Below are 15,427 nucleotides of genomic sequence, written 5' to 3' on the forward strand. Positions count from 1 at the left end.
GCTCGCCGTCGCGCAGGCATCAGGCCATAGCCGCCGCACCGGCGCAATGCCGCCGCGGCCGGACCAGGCGATTTCGCCGTGCATCATTCCGCCCCCGCCGCGCCTTCGGCCAGCAGCCAATCGACGAAGGCGCGCAGGTGCGCGGGCTTGTCGCCATCGCGCGGCCGCAGCAGGTAATAGCGGCTTCCCGGCGCGCGGATGTCCGCGAACGGCGTGGCGATGCGTCCGGCCGCGCGGTCCACCTCCAGGGTCGGAAACGTGCCGATGGCGAATCCCAGCCCGTCCACCACCGCTTGCAGGGTGACGAAGAAATGATCGAAACGCTGCATCCGCAGCGGCCGCAGCGAATCGTGGCCGGCCTGGCGCAACCACGCTTCCCAGGTTCCCGGGCGCGTCTCGGTGTACAGCAGCACGCCGTCGAGCAGGTCTTGCGGATCGCGCAGCGGCGCGCGCGCCAGCAACGATGGGCTGGCGATGACGGTCTGGGTCTCGCTGAAGATCGGTTCGACCTCGAACTGCCCGTCGCGCTCGACGGTGCGGCGGATCGCCAGATCGAAATTGCCGTGCAATGCCGCCTCGTTGCTGAAGGCGGTCGATACGCGCACATCGACCTCGGGCTGCCGCCGCTGGAAGCCGTCGAGCCGCGGAATCAGCCAACGCATGGCGAAGGTCGCCGGCGCGTTCACCCGGATGACCTTGCGCGTGGCGATCCGGCCATACAGTTCGGAGGCGGCGCCGATGTGGTCGAAGGCCTCGCTGATCTCGCGCCCGAACGCCTGCGCGTGCACGGTCGGCACCATGCGCCGGCCCTCGCGCCGGAACAGCGGCTGGCCCAGCCACGACTCCAGGATTTCGATCTGCCGGCTCACCGCGCCGTGGGTCAGGTTCAGCTCGCGCGCGGCCAGCGAGTAGCTCCCGGCGCGCACGGCGACCTCGAAGATGCGCAAGGCGTTGAGCGGGGGCAGCTTATGCGGCATATGTGAGCTTTTCTGACGAAATCTGCGAATTAAACTCGTTTGTGGCAGTTTAATTCATAAATTAGGATCGTGGCCACCTCACCCTCCGCCCCGTTCCAGCCACTTACAAGGGTTCCCATGCGTTCCGAGATTCAGGTCAACGGCCACCGTTATCGCCTGCCCGCCCAGCCGACGGTCATCGTCTGCGTCGACGGCTGCGAGCAGGAGTACATCAATCTGGCCGTGCAGGCGGGCGTGGCGCCGTTCTTCGCCAGTCTGGCCCAGCGCGGCAGCGTCCTCGCGGGCGATTGCGTGGTGCCCTCGTTCACCAATCCCAACAATCTGTCGATCGTCACCGGCGCGCCGCCCTCGGTGCACGGCATCTGCGGCAATTTCTTCTACGACGCCGACGCCGGCGCCGAGGTGCTGATGAACGACCCGCGCTATCTGCGCGCGCCGACGGTGCTGGCCGCCGCGGCGAACGCCGGCGCCTCGGTGGCCGTGGTCACCGCCAAGGACAAGCTGCGTTCGCTGCTCGGCCATGAGCTCAAGGGCATTTGCTTCTCGGCCGAGAAAGCCGATCAGGCCACCGTGCAGGACAACGGCATCGACGATGTGCTGGCCAAGGTCGGCCAGCCGCTGCCGTCGGTGTACAGCGCGGACCTGTCCGAGTTCGTGTTCGCCGCCGGGGTGATGCTGATGGAAACCGTGCGCCCGGACCTGATGTACCTGTCCACCACCGACTACATCCAGCACAAGCACGCGCCCGGCACGCCCGGCGCCAACGAGTTCTACGCGATGATGGACCGTTACCTGCAGCGCCTGGACGAACTCGGCGCGGTGATCGGCGTCACCGCCGACCACGGCATGAACGCCAAGACCGACGCCGCGGGCAAGGCCAATATCGTGTTCCTGCAGCAAGTGCTCGACCAGCGTTTCGGCACCGGCGCGGTGCGCGTGCTGCTGCCGATCACCGATCCGTATGTGGTCCATCACGGCGCGCTGGGTTCCTACGCCACGGTGTACGTGCCGGGCGGCATGGACCGGCGCGCGGTGCACGAGGCGATCGCCGGCTTGCCCGGCATCGAGGTGGTGCTGGACAAGCAAACCGCGGCCGACCGCTTCGAACTGCCGCCCGATCGCATCGGCGACCTGGTCGTGGTCAGCGAGCGCTTGACGGTGATCGGCACCACGCCGGACCGCCACGATCTGAGCGGCCTGGACGTGCCGCTGCGCTCGCACGGCGGCCTGTCCGAGCAGGCGGTGCCGCTGTTGTTCAACCGCAAGCTGCAGGCGCTGCCGGAACGGCGCCTGCGCAATTTCGACATCCTGCGCTTGGCGTTGAACCACGCGGCGTAAGGACCACGAGGAGCCTGCCGCGCAGGCTCCTAGCCGCCGCGGTCCAGCGCCGCATCGAACAGCGCCTTGATCAGCGGACGCTCGCGCCGGACTTGAAGGCAACACAGCGCATAGTCGATCGACAGCAGCGGCTCATCGATGGCCACCATCGCCAGGCCCGGCAGCGGAATGCACTCGATCTGGGCGACGAAACTCACGCCCATGCCGCTGGCGACCGCGTGCAGGATCGCCTCGCGGCTGTTGATCTCCATCGTGCAGTTCAGCGGAACCGCGTTGTGCCGGCAGGCCAGCTCCAGCCGGTCGCGGGTTTTCGAGCCGATCTCGCGCAGGATGATGTTCTGGCCTTCCAGGTCGCGGATCGAAACCGACTTCCTGCCGACCCAGGGATGTCCCTCGGGCACCACCGCGATGATCCGTTCGCGGCAATACGGCGCGATATGCATGCCGTCGATCGATCCGGTTTCCGCCAGCAGGCCGACATCGATATCGAAATCCAGCAGCCGCTCCAACACCAGGGCCTCGGTGCCGACGGTCACCGCGATGTCCAGCGATGGATGCGCGCGCTTGAACCTGCGCGCGAGTTCGAGCGAGATCGGCGGCGAGACCGCGCCCACCCGGACCTGTCCGGCCTTGAGCTTGTGCGCGTCCTGCAAAAACGCGATCGCCTCTTCCTCCAACCCGAACAGGCCGCGGGTGATCGCATACAAGCGTTCGCCGGCATCGGTGAGTTGCACGCTGCGGCTGCCGCGCAAGAACAGCTCCACGCCGAAACGCTGCTCCAGCGCCTTGACCTGGTCGGTCACGGTCGGCTGGCCGATGTGCAGATAGTGTGCCGCGGCGGTGAATCCGCCGGTTTTCGCGACGGCCTGGAAACAACGAATCCACTTGTAATACTGATGGAACATCGCGCGTTCGCTGTGTGGCGCTGCATGCCAGCGATGAATGCCTGAGTCTCCCACACTTGCCGAATACCGCGCCATGCGCGCCGGAATCCACGCCCCGCGCCGATATTCGTTCTGCAATGCAGCACCGGCGGCGAACACTTCGCCGTGACATCCGCAACCTCGCATCCATCGGTTTTGCCGCATACGCGCGTCGAAATTGCGATTGGACGCAGCGTTCTTCCATCCACCAATCTCGGCGCCGGCATGCAACCGCACGCGGCCCGCCCGATACGACCGGGGATGGCGAGCAACGAGGCAATCGATGCGTGTCAGCGAACTCGCCAGACAGCCGCGCCGCTCGACGCGGACGCGCGCCATCCACCGGAGTACCCAGATGATCCATGCCTATCGCAATCCCGTCGCCATCGAGTGCGGCCGTGGCAGCCTCGAGCGCCTGCCCGCCGTGTTGGCGCAGCGGCGCGCGGTGGTGGTGACCTTTCCCGAAGCGCGCGCGCTCGGCCTGGTCTCGCGTCTGCAGGAGTTGCTGGGCGATCGCCTGGCGGCGGTGATCGAGGACGTGCAGCCCAATCCCGACGTGGCCCGGTTGAAAGACACCTACAACCGCTTCTGGTCCGCGCCCGACCATTGCGACGCGATCGTCGCGGTCGGCGGCGGCAGCGCGATCGACACCGCCAAGGCGCTGATGGTCGGCACCGACAGCGGCCAGTTCGACGAACTCATCGCATTGCTCGCACAAGGGCGAAGCTTCACCCCGGCCAAGGTCAAATCGCTGATCGCGGTGCCGACCACCGCCGGCACCGGCAGCGAAGTCACTCCGTGGGCGACGATCTGGGACGCCGCCCAGCAGAAGAAGTATTCGCTGCACCTGGAAGCGACCTGGCCGCAGACCGCGATCGTCGATCCGGAAGTGATGCTCTCGGTTCCGGCCGGCGTCACTGTGTCGACCGGCCTGGACGCGCTGTCGCACGCGCTGGAATCGATCTGGAACGTCAACGGCAATCCGGTGTCCGACGCGCTGGCGGTGTCCGCGGTCGAGGACATCCTCGATTGCCTGCCCAAGCTGATGCTCGAGCTGGGCGATCTCGACCTGCGCGAGCGCATGGCGCTGGCCGCGCTCAAGGCCGGGCTCGCGTTCTCCAACACCAAGACCGCGCTGGCCCATTCGATCTCCTACGAGATGACTCTGCGCCACGGCCTGCCGCACGGCATTGCCTGCTCGTTCACCCTGCCGCTGGTGCTGGAAAAGGCCTGGTCCAAGCGCGCCGACCGCGATCGCACGCTGCAGCGCCTGTTCGGCCCTTCGCTGGATTCGGCCACGCGGCGCCTGCGCGATTTTCTGCGCTCGCTCGGCGTCAAGACCGAGTTCGCCGATTACGGCGTGGACGCGGCGGAAGCCGACGCGATGATCGCGCGCGCGATGGAAGGCGCGCGCGGCAGGAACTTCATCGGCGCGGTCGCACCGGCCTGACGCCGCCGCGCTTTCCGGCGCGGCGATCCCGCCGCGCTCGTCAGTCCAACCCCTTGGCCGGCCGCCCGCCGAGCAGGAGATCACGATGGAATCCGCCGAACGCTTGTCGGGGGCTCATGCAGCGCCCGTCGCACAGTCTTTCCGCCGCGCGCAATGGCGGATGTTGTTCGCCGCCATGTTCTGCTACCTGTTCTTCTACACCGGACGGCAGACCTTCGGCTTCGCCATTCCCGGCCTGCAACGCGAATTCGGCCTGAGCAAGGAAACCCTGGGCTGGGCATCGACCGCATTGCTGTGGTCGTACGCGGTCGGCCAGGCGATCAACGGCAACCTGGCCGACAAGTTCGGCGGACGCCGGGTGATGACCGCCGGCGCGATCTTGTCGTGCATCGCCAACTGGGTGGTGAGCTTCGCGGTGGGCTTCAAGAGCCTGGTGGTTCCGTGGGGCGTGAACGGTTATTTCCAGGCGCTCGGCTGGGCGCCCGGCAGCCGCCTGCTGTCGAACTGGTGGGGCCTGAGCGAGCGCGGCAAGGTCTACGGTTTCTACACCTTCGCCGCAGGCTGCGCGTCGGTGCTGTCCTTCGTCACCTCGATGATCGTCGTCGATACCCTGCAACTCGATTGGCGCTGGATCTTCCGCATGCCGGTGCTGCTGATGCTGCTGGGCGGCATCACGTTCTATCTGGTGGTGCGCGAGCGTCCGCAGGACCTGGGCTTCGCCTCGCCCGACACCGGCATCGCCCATGCCTCCGACGCGGCCCAGGCCGGGGATGCGGCGAAGGCCGACGATGCGGTCGAGCGCTCGTGGGATCGCTACAAGGCCGTGCTGCGCAATCCGCGATTGCTGATCGCCGGCTTGTCCATCGGCTTCCAGAACGCCGCGCGCTACGGCCTGTTGGTATGGGTGCCGGTGCACTACCTGGGCCCGGCCGCCAAGCACACCCCGCTGGGCACCTGGATCGCCGTCGCGCTGCCGGTGGGCATGGCCCTGGGCGCGTTGACCAACGGCTGGATCTCCGACCGGCTGTTCGGCTCCAGCCGCAGCAAGGCGGTGATGCTCTACATGCTGCTGGGCGCGATCGCCGCCGGCACCATGTATCTGCTGCCGGCCGGCGGGGCGTCGCTGATGGTGTTGTTCCTGGCCGGTTTCTTCGTCTACGGGCCGGCCTCCTCGTTCTGGGCGCTGTGCCCCGACCTGGTCGGCGCCAAGCGCGCCGGCACCGCCACCGGCGTGCTGAATTTCTTCTCCTACCTGCTCGCCGGCCTGGCCGAGCCGCTGATCGGCCATCTGCTGGACCAATCGGGCAATACCGCGCTGGTGTTCCCGATCGTGGCGACGAGCTGCGTGATCAGCGCCGCGATCGCGGTGTTCATCCGCCGCTGATCGCATCGACGAACCCCTCTCCACGCAAGGACACTGCATTGAATACGTTGCTCAACGCTACCCAGATCCGCCGCGAGTCGCTGCGCATCGCCGGCGAGAAGGTCGAGCGCGACGAAGTCATCGAAGTCGCCTATCCCTACACCGGCGAGGTCGTCGCCACGGTACCGAAGGCGACGCGGGAGGACGTGCGCCGCGCCTATCGGATCGCGCGCGAATACCAGCCGACGCTGACCCGGTTCGAGCGCTACAAGATCCTCATGCGCGCCGGCGAGATCATCGCGTCGCGGCTGGACGAAATCTCCCGCATCATCACCCTGGAATCGGGGCTGTGCCGCAAGGATTCGCTGTACGAAGTCGGGCGCGCGTCGGACGTGCTGCTGTTCGCCGCCAACCAGGCGCTGGTGGACGACGGCCAGGTGTTTTCCTGCGACCTGACCCACCACGGCAAGAGCCGCAAGGTCTACACCTTGCGCGAACCGCTGTTGGGCGTGATCACCGCCATCACCCCGTTCAACCATCCGCTCAACCAGGTCATCCACAAGGTGGCGCCGTCGGTGGCCAGCAACAACCGCATGGTGCTCAAGCCCAGCGAGAAGACGCCGCTGGCGGCCTATGTGCTGGCCGACATCCTGTACGAAGCCGGGCTGCCGCCGCCGATGCTGTCGGTGATCACCGGCGATCCGCGCGAGATCGCCGACACCATGCTCACCCACGAGGACGTCGATCTGGTCACCTTCACCGGCGGCGTGGCCATCGGCAAGTACATCGCCGGCAAGGCCGCGTACAAGCGCCAGGTGCTGGAACTGGGCGGCAACGATCCGATCATCGTGATGGAAGACGCCGACCTGGAAGAAGCCGCCACCCTGGCGGCGAGCGGCTCGTACAAGAATTCCGGGCAACGCTGCACCGCGATCAAGCGGATGCTGGTGCACGCATCAGTGGCCGACGAGTTCGTGGAGCGGCTGCTGGCCAAGACGCAGGCGCTGAAGTACGGCGACCCGATGGACCCGGCCACCGACATGGGCACGGTCATCGACGAAGAAGCCGCGATCCAGTTCGAACGCGTGGTCGGCGAGGCGGTCGAAGCCGGCGCGCGCCTGCGCTACGGCAATATCCGCCGCGGCGCGCTGTACTCGCCCACCGTGCTCGATCACGTCGATCCGCAAATGGCCGTGGTCAAGCACGAGACCTTCGGCCCGGTCTCGCCGGTGATCCGTTTCAAGGACATCGACGAGGCGATCCGCATCTCCAACGGCACCGCCTACGGCCTATCGTCCTCGGTGTGCAGCAACCGGCTCGACTACATCACCCGCTGCATCCGCGAGCTGAAAGTCGGCAGCGTCAACATCCGCGAAGTGCCCGGCTACCGGCTGGAGCTGACCCCGTTCGGCGGCATCAAGGATTCCGGCCTCGGCTACAAGGAAGGCGTGCTGGAAGCGATGAAAAGCTTCACCAACACCAAGACCTACTCGCTGCCCTGGTAAGGGCGGGGCGGGGCGCGAGCGCCGGTGCATCGGCTCGCTTTCGGTCTAGCGCAGGCTCGCGGGTCGGTTCGTTTCGGCCGCGCCGTGGCCGTGGCCGCGCATCGCGGTCGCGTTGCCCAGTTCGCGCACGTCCGCGGCGGTGCCGGCGACGATCCGCGGCTCGTTCCAGATCCGCGGCCACATCGCCGGCAGCTTGCCAGCGGCTCGCCACGGCCATTCGAGTTGCTCCGGAGCGATCTCGCGCCAGGACTCGCCCTCACGCTCGGCCACCGCGAAGCGGAAGCTGTAGTCCGGCTCGGCGCCCATTCGCAGGTCGCTCAACACCAGGCGGCCATCGCGTTCCTCGGCCTTCATGAAACCGTGGTTGAACCACTGCAGGCGATGCACCGCGGGATACCCGCTGACCTGGCTGTACGCCGCTGCGTCGGAGGCGTAGGCGCGGAACTGCATCGGCCCGCGATCGGCCACCAGCGAGCGCTCGCCTTCGACGAAGCCGTCCGGCGTCATCGCCACCACCCGCCACAACAAGGTGTTGAACGGCATCGGCGTGGAGAAATGCGGCGCGTCCTCCAGGCCCAGCTTGGCCAGCGCCTGTTCGGCGTCGTGTTCGACCCGGTGCTTGGCCCACAGCGAGCCGCCCATGTACAGCGAACTCAAGGCCAGCCCGAGCACCAGCGCCGGCTGCGCCGAGCGGCGCTCGCGCGCGAACCAGGCCCAGATGCAGGCGATCAGCAACCACACCGTGTACAGCGGATCGATGACGAAGATGCTCGACCACATCACCGGCTTGAGCGGCAACGGCCACAGCAACTGGGTGCCGTAGACGGTGAACGCGTCGAGCACCGGATGCGTCAGCAGCGCCGCCTGCATCGCCCAGAACCAGCGCGTCGGCGATTGCGCGACACGACCGCCGCGCGCGCGGCACCAGCCCCAGATCGCCCAGGCCACGAACGGCAGCACCAGCAGCGAATGGCTGAGGCTGCGATGCCAGGTCATGCGCGCGACCGGATCGTCGGTCAGCAGGTTGACGGGGATGATGTCGAGATCGGGCAAGGTGCCCAGCGCCGCCCCCGCGAGCAGGGCCGCGCGGCGATGTCCGGCAGGGGCGATGGCGGCGCTCAGCGCGGCGCCGAGCACGATCTGGGTCAGTGAATCCATCCGCGAATGCTACCGGGGCGGCTCGAAACGGGCGTTTGTTTTTCGTTTTCCGCGGTGATTCCTTTGGTTTTCCTCGTGTCGCAGCGGCGTAAGTCGCGACCGCGGCATCTCCACGGCGACGTAAACGAAACCCCGCGGCCGCGTCTTGCGCCGCGTCCCGCGAGGGATTTCGGCAAAATGGCCGTGCACGCGAATCCACGTTCCCTCTTTCAGGAGTCCCCATGTCCGACCCCGCTTCCATCGGCATCGTCGCCTGTTCGGCCGAAGGCGCCGCCTTGTGCTATCGGACCATTTGCAGCGAAGGCGCGCGCCTGCTCGGGCCGCATGGGCATCCGCAGATCGCGCTGCATACGCATTCGCTGGCCGACTACGTGGTGTGCCTGGATCGCGGCGATATCGACGGCGTGGGCGAGTTGATGCTGTCTTCGGCGCGCAAGCTCGCCGCGGCCGGCGCGCAGTTTCTGATCTGTCCGGACAACACCATTCATCAGGCCATGGATTACGTGCTGCCGCGCTCGCCGCTGCCGTGGCTGCATATCGCCGAAGTGGTGGCGCAGGCGGCGGTGGAGCGCGGGTTTCGCCGCATCGGCCTCACCGGCACGCAGTGGCTGGTCGAGAGCGAGGTGTATCCGGACAAGCTCGGTGCGCGCGGCCTGGAATTCGTGCGACCGCCGGCGGAGCAGCGCGAGCGGATCGGCCGGCTGATCATGGACGAGTTGGTGTACGGCGAGTTCAAGCCGGAGACGGTGGCGTATTTCCAGCAAGTGATCGACGGCCTGAAGGCGCAGGGCTGCGATGCGGTGGTGCTGGGCTGCACGGAGATTCCGTTGATCATCGACGATGCGAATTCGTCGCTGCCTACGTTGGATTCCACGCGGTTGTTGGCCAGGGCGGCGTTGCGGCGGGCCGTCGGGAATGGTTGAGTTGGACGCGGGGTGGTTGTCCTGCCGGCAACTGATCGATGTGATGTGGTGTGATGTGGTGTGATGTGATGCGGTGCGACTCGACCCGACTCGACCCGATCCGGCGTGGTGTGGCGCCTTACCTGTCACATCGTCCAGAAAACCGCGATTCTCTCCAGGTCGTCATTCCCGCGAACGCGGGAATCCAGTGCCTTTCGTGCGAGAACGTTTGAAGTCACTGGATTCCCGCGTTCGCGGGAATGACGGTCTGGAAAGATGGCGCTGAAGTCTCTGGATTCCCGCCTACGCGGGAATGACGGCCTGGAAGATGGCGCTGAAGTCTCTGGATTCCCGCGTTCGCGGGAATGACGGCCTGGAGAGATGGCGCTGAAGGTCTTTGGATGTTCGGCTTCGCCGAAGTAAAGCAGAGCCCGCCCTCGCGGGAATGACGATCTGGAGGAATGACGCCGCAGACCCGAAGACCTCCAGATCCCGCTCAGCTGAGCCGCAACAACTCCCACCCACCCCACTCAAGCCGCATGCGGCAACTCCGTCGCCGCCACCATCCGCAACGGCCGCGCCGGCAGCATCGCCAAGGTCTCGCCCGTATGCGCCAGCAGGCGCAAGGTGCCATCCGGGTCTTCCGCCAGCGCGGTCAGGCTTTCGACCCAGTCGCCATCGTTGGCATACACGCACCCGTCGCGTTCGAACAGCGCGGCGCGGTGAATATGGCCGCAGACGATGCCGTCCAGGCCGCGTTGCTTCGCATCGCTCAAGCCGGCCTGGACGAAACGCGAGATGTAGCGCTCGGCCGCGCCGCTCTGGCGTTTCAGGAAATCGGCCAGCGACCAGTAGCGCAGGCCGAAACGGCGGCGCACCCGGTTGGTCAGCTGGTTGCTGGTGAGGATGCGGTCGTACAGCCAGTCGCCGAACTTCTCCTGCATGCCGCCGAACTGGGTCACGGTGTCGTAGTCGTCGCCGTGGGTGACCAGCAGGCGGCGGCCGTCGGCGGTGAGGTGGATCGCGCGCCGGCGCACCTGCATGCGCGGCAGCACCAGGCCGCAGAAGCGGCGCACCGATCGATCGTGGTTGCCCGGGACGTAGATCAGCTCGGTGCCGGCGCGGGCCAGCGCGTGCAGCGCCTCGACCACCCGGTACTGCGCCGCGCCCCAGGCCGCGCGCCGCTGCGCCATCCACCACAGATCGACGATGTCGCCGACCAAGTACAAGCGATCACAGCGCAGATTCTGCAAAAAATCAGCAAATTCCGCGGCGTGGCAATGCTTGGACCCCAAATGCACATCAGAAACGAATACTGCTCGACGACGTACCGGTAACTGAGTGATCGAGGCAGGACTCATGACACGTTCTCGTTGGCGGCGGGGTCAGGTGTCTACGGCGGCGTCCGATTGCGCGTTGGCTTCGGCGCGCTGCGAGGCGGCGCTGAGGTAGCGCTCGCGCTTCTTCGGGCGCAGCAACTGCAGGTCCACTTCGATCAGGCCATCGACCGCGTCGCTGAACGCCGGATCGACGCCGAAGGCGAGGAAGCGCGCACCGCCGGGTTCGCACAGGTCGGTGTACTGCTTGTAGAGCATCGGCACGCTGGTGCCGAGCGCATCGAGATTGTTCTTGAGCACGCGGAACGCGGTGGCGGCGTCGAGCTCGTCGAACTTCGGCGGCGCGGCGCGATACACGAACGGCTGCTTGGAGAACGCTTCCGAACCCAGGTTGCCGTAGTAGCGCGCGTAGTAGGCGACGATCTGCTCGCGCGCGTCCGGCGGCAGCGCGGCGCTGATCGACACCGGCCCGAACAGGTAGCGCACGCCCTGGTTGCGCAGCAGATAGGCGCCGATGCCCTGCCACAGATAATCGATGCTGCGGCTGTTCCAGTATTCCGGCGCGACGAAGCTGCGGCCCAGTTCCATGCCCTGGGCCAGGCGCGGCACCGCGTCGTCGGCGTAGCGGAACAAGGATGCGGTGTAGAGCCCGGCCAGGCCGCGCTCGGCCAGCACGCGGTCGCCGCGGGCGATGCGGTAGGCGCCGGCGACCTTCTGCTCGGCCTCGTCCCACAGCACGATGTGCTCGTACCAGCTGTCGTAGATGTCCACGTCCAGGCGCTGGCCGGTGCCCTCGCCGACCGCGCGGAAGGTCAGCTCGCGCAGGCGGCCGATCTCGCGCAGCAGCGGCGCGCCCGGGCGCAGGGTGCCGACCCGGATCTGCTTGCCGTCGGTGGTCTGGCCCAGCGATTCCATGGCCTCCACGCCGGCGCGGACCTGGACCGGATCGACCGGATCGATCAGCGGCTCGGGCCCGACCGGCGCGGCGCGTTCGCGCGGCGTGCCGATCGCATGCAGCTCCGAACGCACCTCGCGCAGCAACTGGTTGGGGTTGCCGTCGGCCGGCAGATGCAGCGGACGGCCGATGCGCAGGGCGATGCGGCGGGCGCGGCGGGCGAACATCTCGCGCGCCAGCAAGGCCGTGCCGACCGGCTTGAACAGGGCCGAGGCGCCATAGAACAGCGCCGAATTACGCGCCTCGATCCGCACCGGCAGGACCGGCGCGTCGGTGCGGCGGGCGAAGCGCAGGAAGCCGCGCTGCCAGCGCCCGTCGGTGACCCCGCGCAGGCCCAGGCGGGCGACTTCGCCGGCCGGGAACACGATCACGCATTGTTCTTCGTTGAGCGCCGCCTCGATGGCATGCAGGCTCTCGGCGCTGGGCCGGCCGCCGAGGATGCGCACCGGCAGCAGCAGGCCCTGCAGCCCGTCCAGCGCCAGCAGCAGGTCGTTGGCGACGATCTTGACGTCGCGGCGCACCTGCCCGACCGCGTCGAGCAGGGCCAGCGCATCGACCGCGCCGGAGGGATGGTTGGCCACGATCAGCAGCCGGCCGCTGCGCGGGATGCGCTGCAGTTCGGCCGGTTCCACCAGGTAACGCGCCTGGACGAAGTCCAGCGACGCGGTAACGAAGGCGAAATCCTTGAGGTGGGTGGTCTCGGCCAGGAATTGGTCGATGTGGTCGAATTTCGACCAACGCCCGATGGTCCGGATCAAGGGTCGGGTAAGCACGGCCCGGCGACCACGGAACCATTGGGGGAAGCGTTCTTCCAGTCGGCGTTCGAAGTGCAGCATCGGTGTCGTCGCATCAAGGGCGGCGGTATGCCGCGCAGCCTGAGCGGGCGCGGCGACAGCCACATGGCGGTTTCGGGTCAGTCCCATGACAGCCCTGACCCGGCCTGAACAAAGCCGCCTGGAAGGACAAAAAACGCCGATCGACGCGCCTTCCTGGCATGCCCGGACAGCTTCCCATGCGCCACCGCATCCAGCCTCCCCCCAAAGGCCGAATCCGGTCAGGCGTTCAGGGACCGCTTAACGCCCGGACAACCCAAAGGCACGGCACAATGCGCGCTCCCGGCCGAGCCTGTATCATTGGCGGCCATCTTTTTATCCGAATCGAAGGATATTCGACCGATGTCCAGCTACCTGTTCACTTCCGAGTCCGTATCCGAAGGCCATCCGGACAAGATCGCCGACCAGATTTCCGACGCCGTCCTCGACGCCATCCTGGCCCAGGACAAGCGCGCGCGCGTGGCCTGCGAAACCTTGGTCAAGACCGGCGCGGCCATCGTCGCCGGCGAAGTGACCACCAGCGCCTGGGTCGATATCGAAGGCCTGGCCCGCAAGGTCATCAACGAGATCGGCTACAACAATTCCAACGTCGGCTTCGACGGCCACACCTGCGCGATCATCAACATGCTCGGCAAGCAGTCGCCGGACATCGCCGCCGGCGTCGATCGCAAGAAGCCGGAAGAACAAGGCGCGGGCGACCAGGGCCTGATGTTCGGCTACGCCTGCAACGAAGCTCCGGAATACATGCCGGCGCCGATCTACTACTCGCACCGCCTGGTCGAGCAGCAGGCCAAGATCCGCAAGCAGAAGAACTCCAAGCTGCCGTGGCTGCGTCCGGACGCGAAGTCGCAGGTCACCCTGCGCTACGACGCCGAGCACAAGGTCGCCGGCCTCGACGCGGTGGTCCTGTCCACCCAGCACGATCCGGGCATCAAGCAGAAGGATCTGGTCGAGGGCGTGTACGAGCACATCCTCAAGCCGGTGCTGCCCAAGGCGTGGCTGGACAAGCTGCCCAAGAGCAAGGTGCACATCAACCCGACCGGCATCTTCGTGATCGGCGGCCCGGTCGGCGACTGCGGCCTGACCGGCCGCAAGATCATCGTCGACAGCTACGGCGGCATGGCCCGTCACGGCGGCGGCGCGTTCTCGGGCAAGGACCCGTCCAAGGTCGATCGCTCGGCCGCTTACGCCGCGCGCTACGTGGCCAAGAACATCGTCGCCGCGGGCCTGGCCGACAAGTGCGAAGTGCAGGTCTCCTACGCCATCGGCGTGGCCGAGCCTACCTCGATCTCGGTCACCACCTTCGGCACCGGCAAGATCAGCGACGACAAGATCGAGAAACTGATCCGCAAGCACTTCGACCTGCGTCCGTACGGCATCGTGAAGATGCTCGACCTGATCCACCCGGTGTACCAGCTGACCGCCGCCTACGGCCACTTCGGCCGCAAGCCGAAGGAAGTCAGCTACGTCGACGCCGCCGGCAAGAAGCACACCGCGACCGCGTTCTCGTGGGAAAAGACCGACAAGGCCGACGATCTGCGCAAGGATGCCGGGCTGAAGAAGTAAGCCGCCCGGCCCTGCCCGATCGACGAAAACGGAGCGCTTCGGCGCTCCGTTTTTTTTTCGTCGCGCGGGATGCGATGTCGCGCCTGCCCGACAGCGTGGGCTGCGCCTACATCGTCTTGCTCGAGGTCGCCACTTCCACCGTCGGCGTAAGCGTCGGCGTCGGCGCGACCTGCTGCACCCGTTCGTTATGCAGCCGGGACGCTTCGCCGCTCAGCGCGGCCATCGATTTTTCCATGGTGGCATTCAGATCGACGCTGACCTGACGCATCAGCTCGGGCCTCTCGGCGCTGCCGTTGACGGCAAAAGCCCGGGTGTAGTTGCCTTCGCCCGAAAACGCCAGGCTATCCACCGAGCCGATCCCGTTGCGCACGCATTCCACTGTCAGCGCCGCGGCCAGATTGCGGCCGTGCTCGGAAAACTTCAGGTCTTCCGCGCTTTCTTCGTTGACCCGCTCGGGCGGAATCTTGCTGAGTATCTGCTCGTACAACGCATGCTGCGGATGCGCGATCCGCTCGGCGGTGGGCGCGGCGTCCAGATGGGTGCCGCGGTACGCGAGGTCCACCGGCAGCGGTTTTTTTTCGCCGGCGGGTATGGGACTGATCAAACGACCGTCGAGCGACAACTCCACGCCCGGCGTCATCGAGTTCTGATAGCCGTAGCTATAGTCGTCGCCGTTCGCGTACTTCTTCAAGCCGCAGCCGGCCGCGGCGATGGAGCAACCGGCGTCCTGGCGAACCTCCACATTCATGCCCTTGCTCTCAAGCCAGGTCTTGAGCTTGCCGGGCAAGAACGCTTCCTTACCGGTCGCATCGCCGCCCTGCTTGCAGACCAGCACCGCCGACTGTCCGCTCAAGGTGCCCAGGCCCGAGGCCTCCAGCGCGCTGTCGAGCTTGGGCTTGTACTTCGCCCATTGCGCCTCGCTGTCGCAGTCCGAAGACACGTGCGACAGCGCGACCTTGCCGTTGCCCGCCAGCGCCACCGCCACGCAACCGTTCAAACCATCGGTCATCAGGCTGACCCGACCCGCATCGCCCGCCAACCATTCGTCTATGCCGACCTTGACCTTGTTGGTCATCCTGCCCTCGCGTATTCAAGTGGAGTTCGCAACGCGATCGCGCCG

12 protein-coding genes are annotated in these 15,427 nt (G+C 66.8%); 6 read left to right on the forward strand and 6 right to left on the reverse strand.

The genetic code is table 11. From position 1 onward, the window contains the following. Positions 1-83: 83 nt before the first annotated feature. The gene (locus J7J50_RS18975; RefSeq protein WP_215056623.1) at positions 84-977 is read right to left on the reverse strand and encodes a LysR substrate-binding domain-containing protein; all 894 of its coding nucleotides are present in this window, start codon (positions 975-977) and stop codon (positions 84-86) included. A 117-nt stretch (positions 978-1,094) separates the two neighbouring features. Between J7J50_RS18975 and phnA the strand changes: the two genes are divergently transcribed. Then, positions 1,095-2,315 carry a phosphonoacetate hydrolase gene (phnA, locus tag J7J50_RS18980; protein ID WP_215056622.1) on the forward strand — a complete coding sequence of 407 codons (1,221 nt, stop codon included), beginning with the start codon at positions 1,095-1,097 and terminating at the stop codon, positions 2,313-2,315. A 29-nt stretch (positions 2,316-2,344) separates the two neighbouring features. Here the strand turns inward: phnA and J7J50_RS18985 are convergent, their stop codons facing one another. Next, positions 2,345-3,220 carry a LysR family transcriptional regulator gene (locus J7J50_RS18985; protein ID WP_215056621.1) on the reverse strand — a complete coding sequence of 292 codons (876 nt, stop codon included), beginning with the start codon at positions 3,218-3,220 and terminating at the stop codon, positions 2,345-2,347. Between the two features lie 373 nt (positions 3,221-3,593). Between J7J50_RS18985 and psrA the strand changes: the two genes are divergently transcribed. The 3 genes from psrA to phnY all read left to right on the forward strand — a co-directional run bounded on the left by psrA (position 3,594) and on the right by phnY (position 7,556). Next, positions 3,594-4,688: an iron-containing alcohol dehydrogenase PsrA gene (gene psrA, locus J7J50_RS18990; protein ID WP_215056620.1), complete on the forward strand. Its 1,095-nt coding sequence runs from the start codon at positions 3,594-3,596 to the stop codon at positions 4,686-4,688. An 85-nt stretch (positions 4,689-4,773) separates the two neighbouring features. Then, positions 4,774-6,072 (forward strand): MFS transporter, encoded by a 1,299-nt coding sequence (locus J7J50_RS18995; RefSeq protein WP_215056619.1) that lies wholly within the window; start codon positions 4,774-4,776, stop codon positions 6,070-6,072. Positions 6,073-6,110: 38 nt separating this feature from the next. Then, positions 6,111-7,556, forward strand: coding sequence for a phosphonoacetaldehyde dehydrogenase (gene phnY, locus J7J50_RS19000; protein ID WP_251044534.1), 1,446 nt, complete (start codon positions 6,111-6,113; stop codon positions 7,554-7,556). 45 nt (positions 7,557-7,601) lie between these two features. Here the strand turns inward: phnY and J7J50_RS19005 are convergent, their stop codons facing one another. Then, positions 7,602-8,714: a metal-dependent hydrolase gene (locus J7J50_RS19005; protein WP_215056618.1), complete on the reverse strand. Its 1,113-nt coding sequence runs from the start codon at positions 8,712-8,714 to the stop codon at positions 7,602-7,604. A 221-nt stretch (positions 8,715-8,935) separates the two neighbouring features. Between J7J50_RS19005 and J7J50_RS19010 the strand changes: the two genes are divergently transcribed. After that, the gene (locus J7J50_RS19010; protein ID WP_215056617.1) at positions 8,936-9,637 is read left to right on the forward strand and encodes an amino acid racemase; all 702 of its coding nucleotides are present in this window, start codon (positions 8,936-8,938) and stop codon (positions 9,635-9,637) included. A gap of 509 nt (positions 9,638-10,146) precedes the next feature. On the opposite strand, the gene J7J50_RS19015 is transcribed toward J7J50_RS19010, so the two are convergent. Both J7J50_RS19015 and J7J50_RS19020 read right to left on the reverse strand, forming a co-directional pair. Then, on the reverse strand, positions 10,147-10,977 hold the full coding sequence (locus J7J50_RS19015; protein WP_215056616.1) for a UDP-2,3-diacylglucosamine diphosphatase: 831 nt from the start codon (positions 10,975-10,977) through the stop codon (positions 10,147-10,149). A gap of 24 nt (positions 10,978-11,001) precedes the next feature. Then, the gene (locus J7J50_RS19020; protein WP_215056615.1) at positions 11,002-12,744 is read right to left on the reverse strand and encodes a GNAT family N-acyltransferase; all 1,743 of its coding nucleotides are present in this window, start codon (positions 12,742-12,744) and stop codon (positions 11,002-11,004) included. A 339-nt stretch (positions 12,745-13,083) separates the two neighbouring features. Between J7J50_RS19020 and metK the strand changes: the two genes are divergently transcribed. Beyond that, complete coding sequence (metK, locus tag J7J50_RS19025) at positions 13,084-14,307, forward strand: methionine adenosyltransferase (protein ID WP_215056614.1); 1,224 nt, start codon at positions 13,084-13,086, stop codon at positions 14,305-14,307. Between the two features lie 106 nt (positions 14,308-14,413). On the opposite strand, the gene J7J50_RS19030 is transcribed toward metK, so the two are convergent. Further along, positions 14,414-15,382 (reverse strand): XVIPCD domain-containing protein, encoded by a 969-nt coding sequence (locus J7J50_RS19030; RefSeq protein WP_215056613.1) that lies wholly within the window; start codon positions 15,380-15,382, stop codon positions 14,414-14,416. Positions 15,383-15,427 lie beyond the last annotated feature (45 nt).

The sequence above is a fragment of the Lysobacter sp. ISL-50 genome (assembly GCF_018612875.1).
Lineage (GTDB): Bacteria > Pseudomonadota > Gammaproteobacteria > Xanthomonadales > Xanthomonadaceae > Lysobacter.

Bases quoted from the DNA above. Each gene is read 5' to 3' on its own strand.
- J7J50_RS18975 (WP_215056623.1), bottom strand. From the start codon at position 977: ATGCCGCATAAGCTGCCCCCGCTCAACGCCTTGCGCATCTTCGAGGTC.
- phnA (WP_215056622.1), top strand. From the start codon at position 1,095: ATGCGTTCCGAGATTCAGGTCAACGGCCACCGTTATCGCCTGCCCGCC.
- J7J50_RS18985 (WP_215056621.1), bottom strand. From the start codon at position 3,220: ATGTTCCATCAGTATTACAAGTGGATTCGTTGTTTCCAGGCCGTCGCG.
- psrA (WP_215056620.1), top strand. From the start codon at position 3,594: ATGATCCATGCCTATCGCAATCCCGTCGCCATCGAGTGCGGCCGTGGC.
- J7J50_RS18995 (WP_215056619.1), top strand. From the start codon at position 4,774: ATGGAATCCGCCGAACGCTTGTCGGGGGCTCATGCAGCGCCCGTCGCA.
- J7J50_RS19005 (WP_215056618.1), bottom strand. From the start codon at position 8,714: ATGGATTCACTGACCCAGATCGTGCTCGGCGCCGCGCTGAGCGCCGCC.
- J7J50_RS19010 (WP_215056617.1), top strand. From the start codon at position 8,936: ATGTCCGACCCCGCTTCCATCGGCATCGTCGCCTGTTCGGCCGAAGGC.
- J7J50_RS19015 (WP_215056616.1), bottom strand. From the start codon at position 10,977: ATGAGTCCTGCCTCGATCACTCAGTTACCGGTACGTCGTCGAGCAGTA.
- J7J50_RS19020 (WP_215056615.1), bottom strand. From the start codon at position 12,744: ATGCTGCACTTCGAACGCCGACTGGAAGAACGCTTCCCCCAATGGTTC.
- metK (WP_215056614.1), top strand. From the start codon at position 13,084: ATGTCCAGCTACCTGTTCACTTCCGAGTCCGTATCCGAAGGCCATCCG.
- J7J50_RS19030 (WP_215056613.1), bottom strand. From the start codon at position 15,382: ATGACCAACAAGGTCAAGGTCGGCATAGACGAATGGTTGGCGGGCGAT.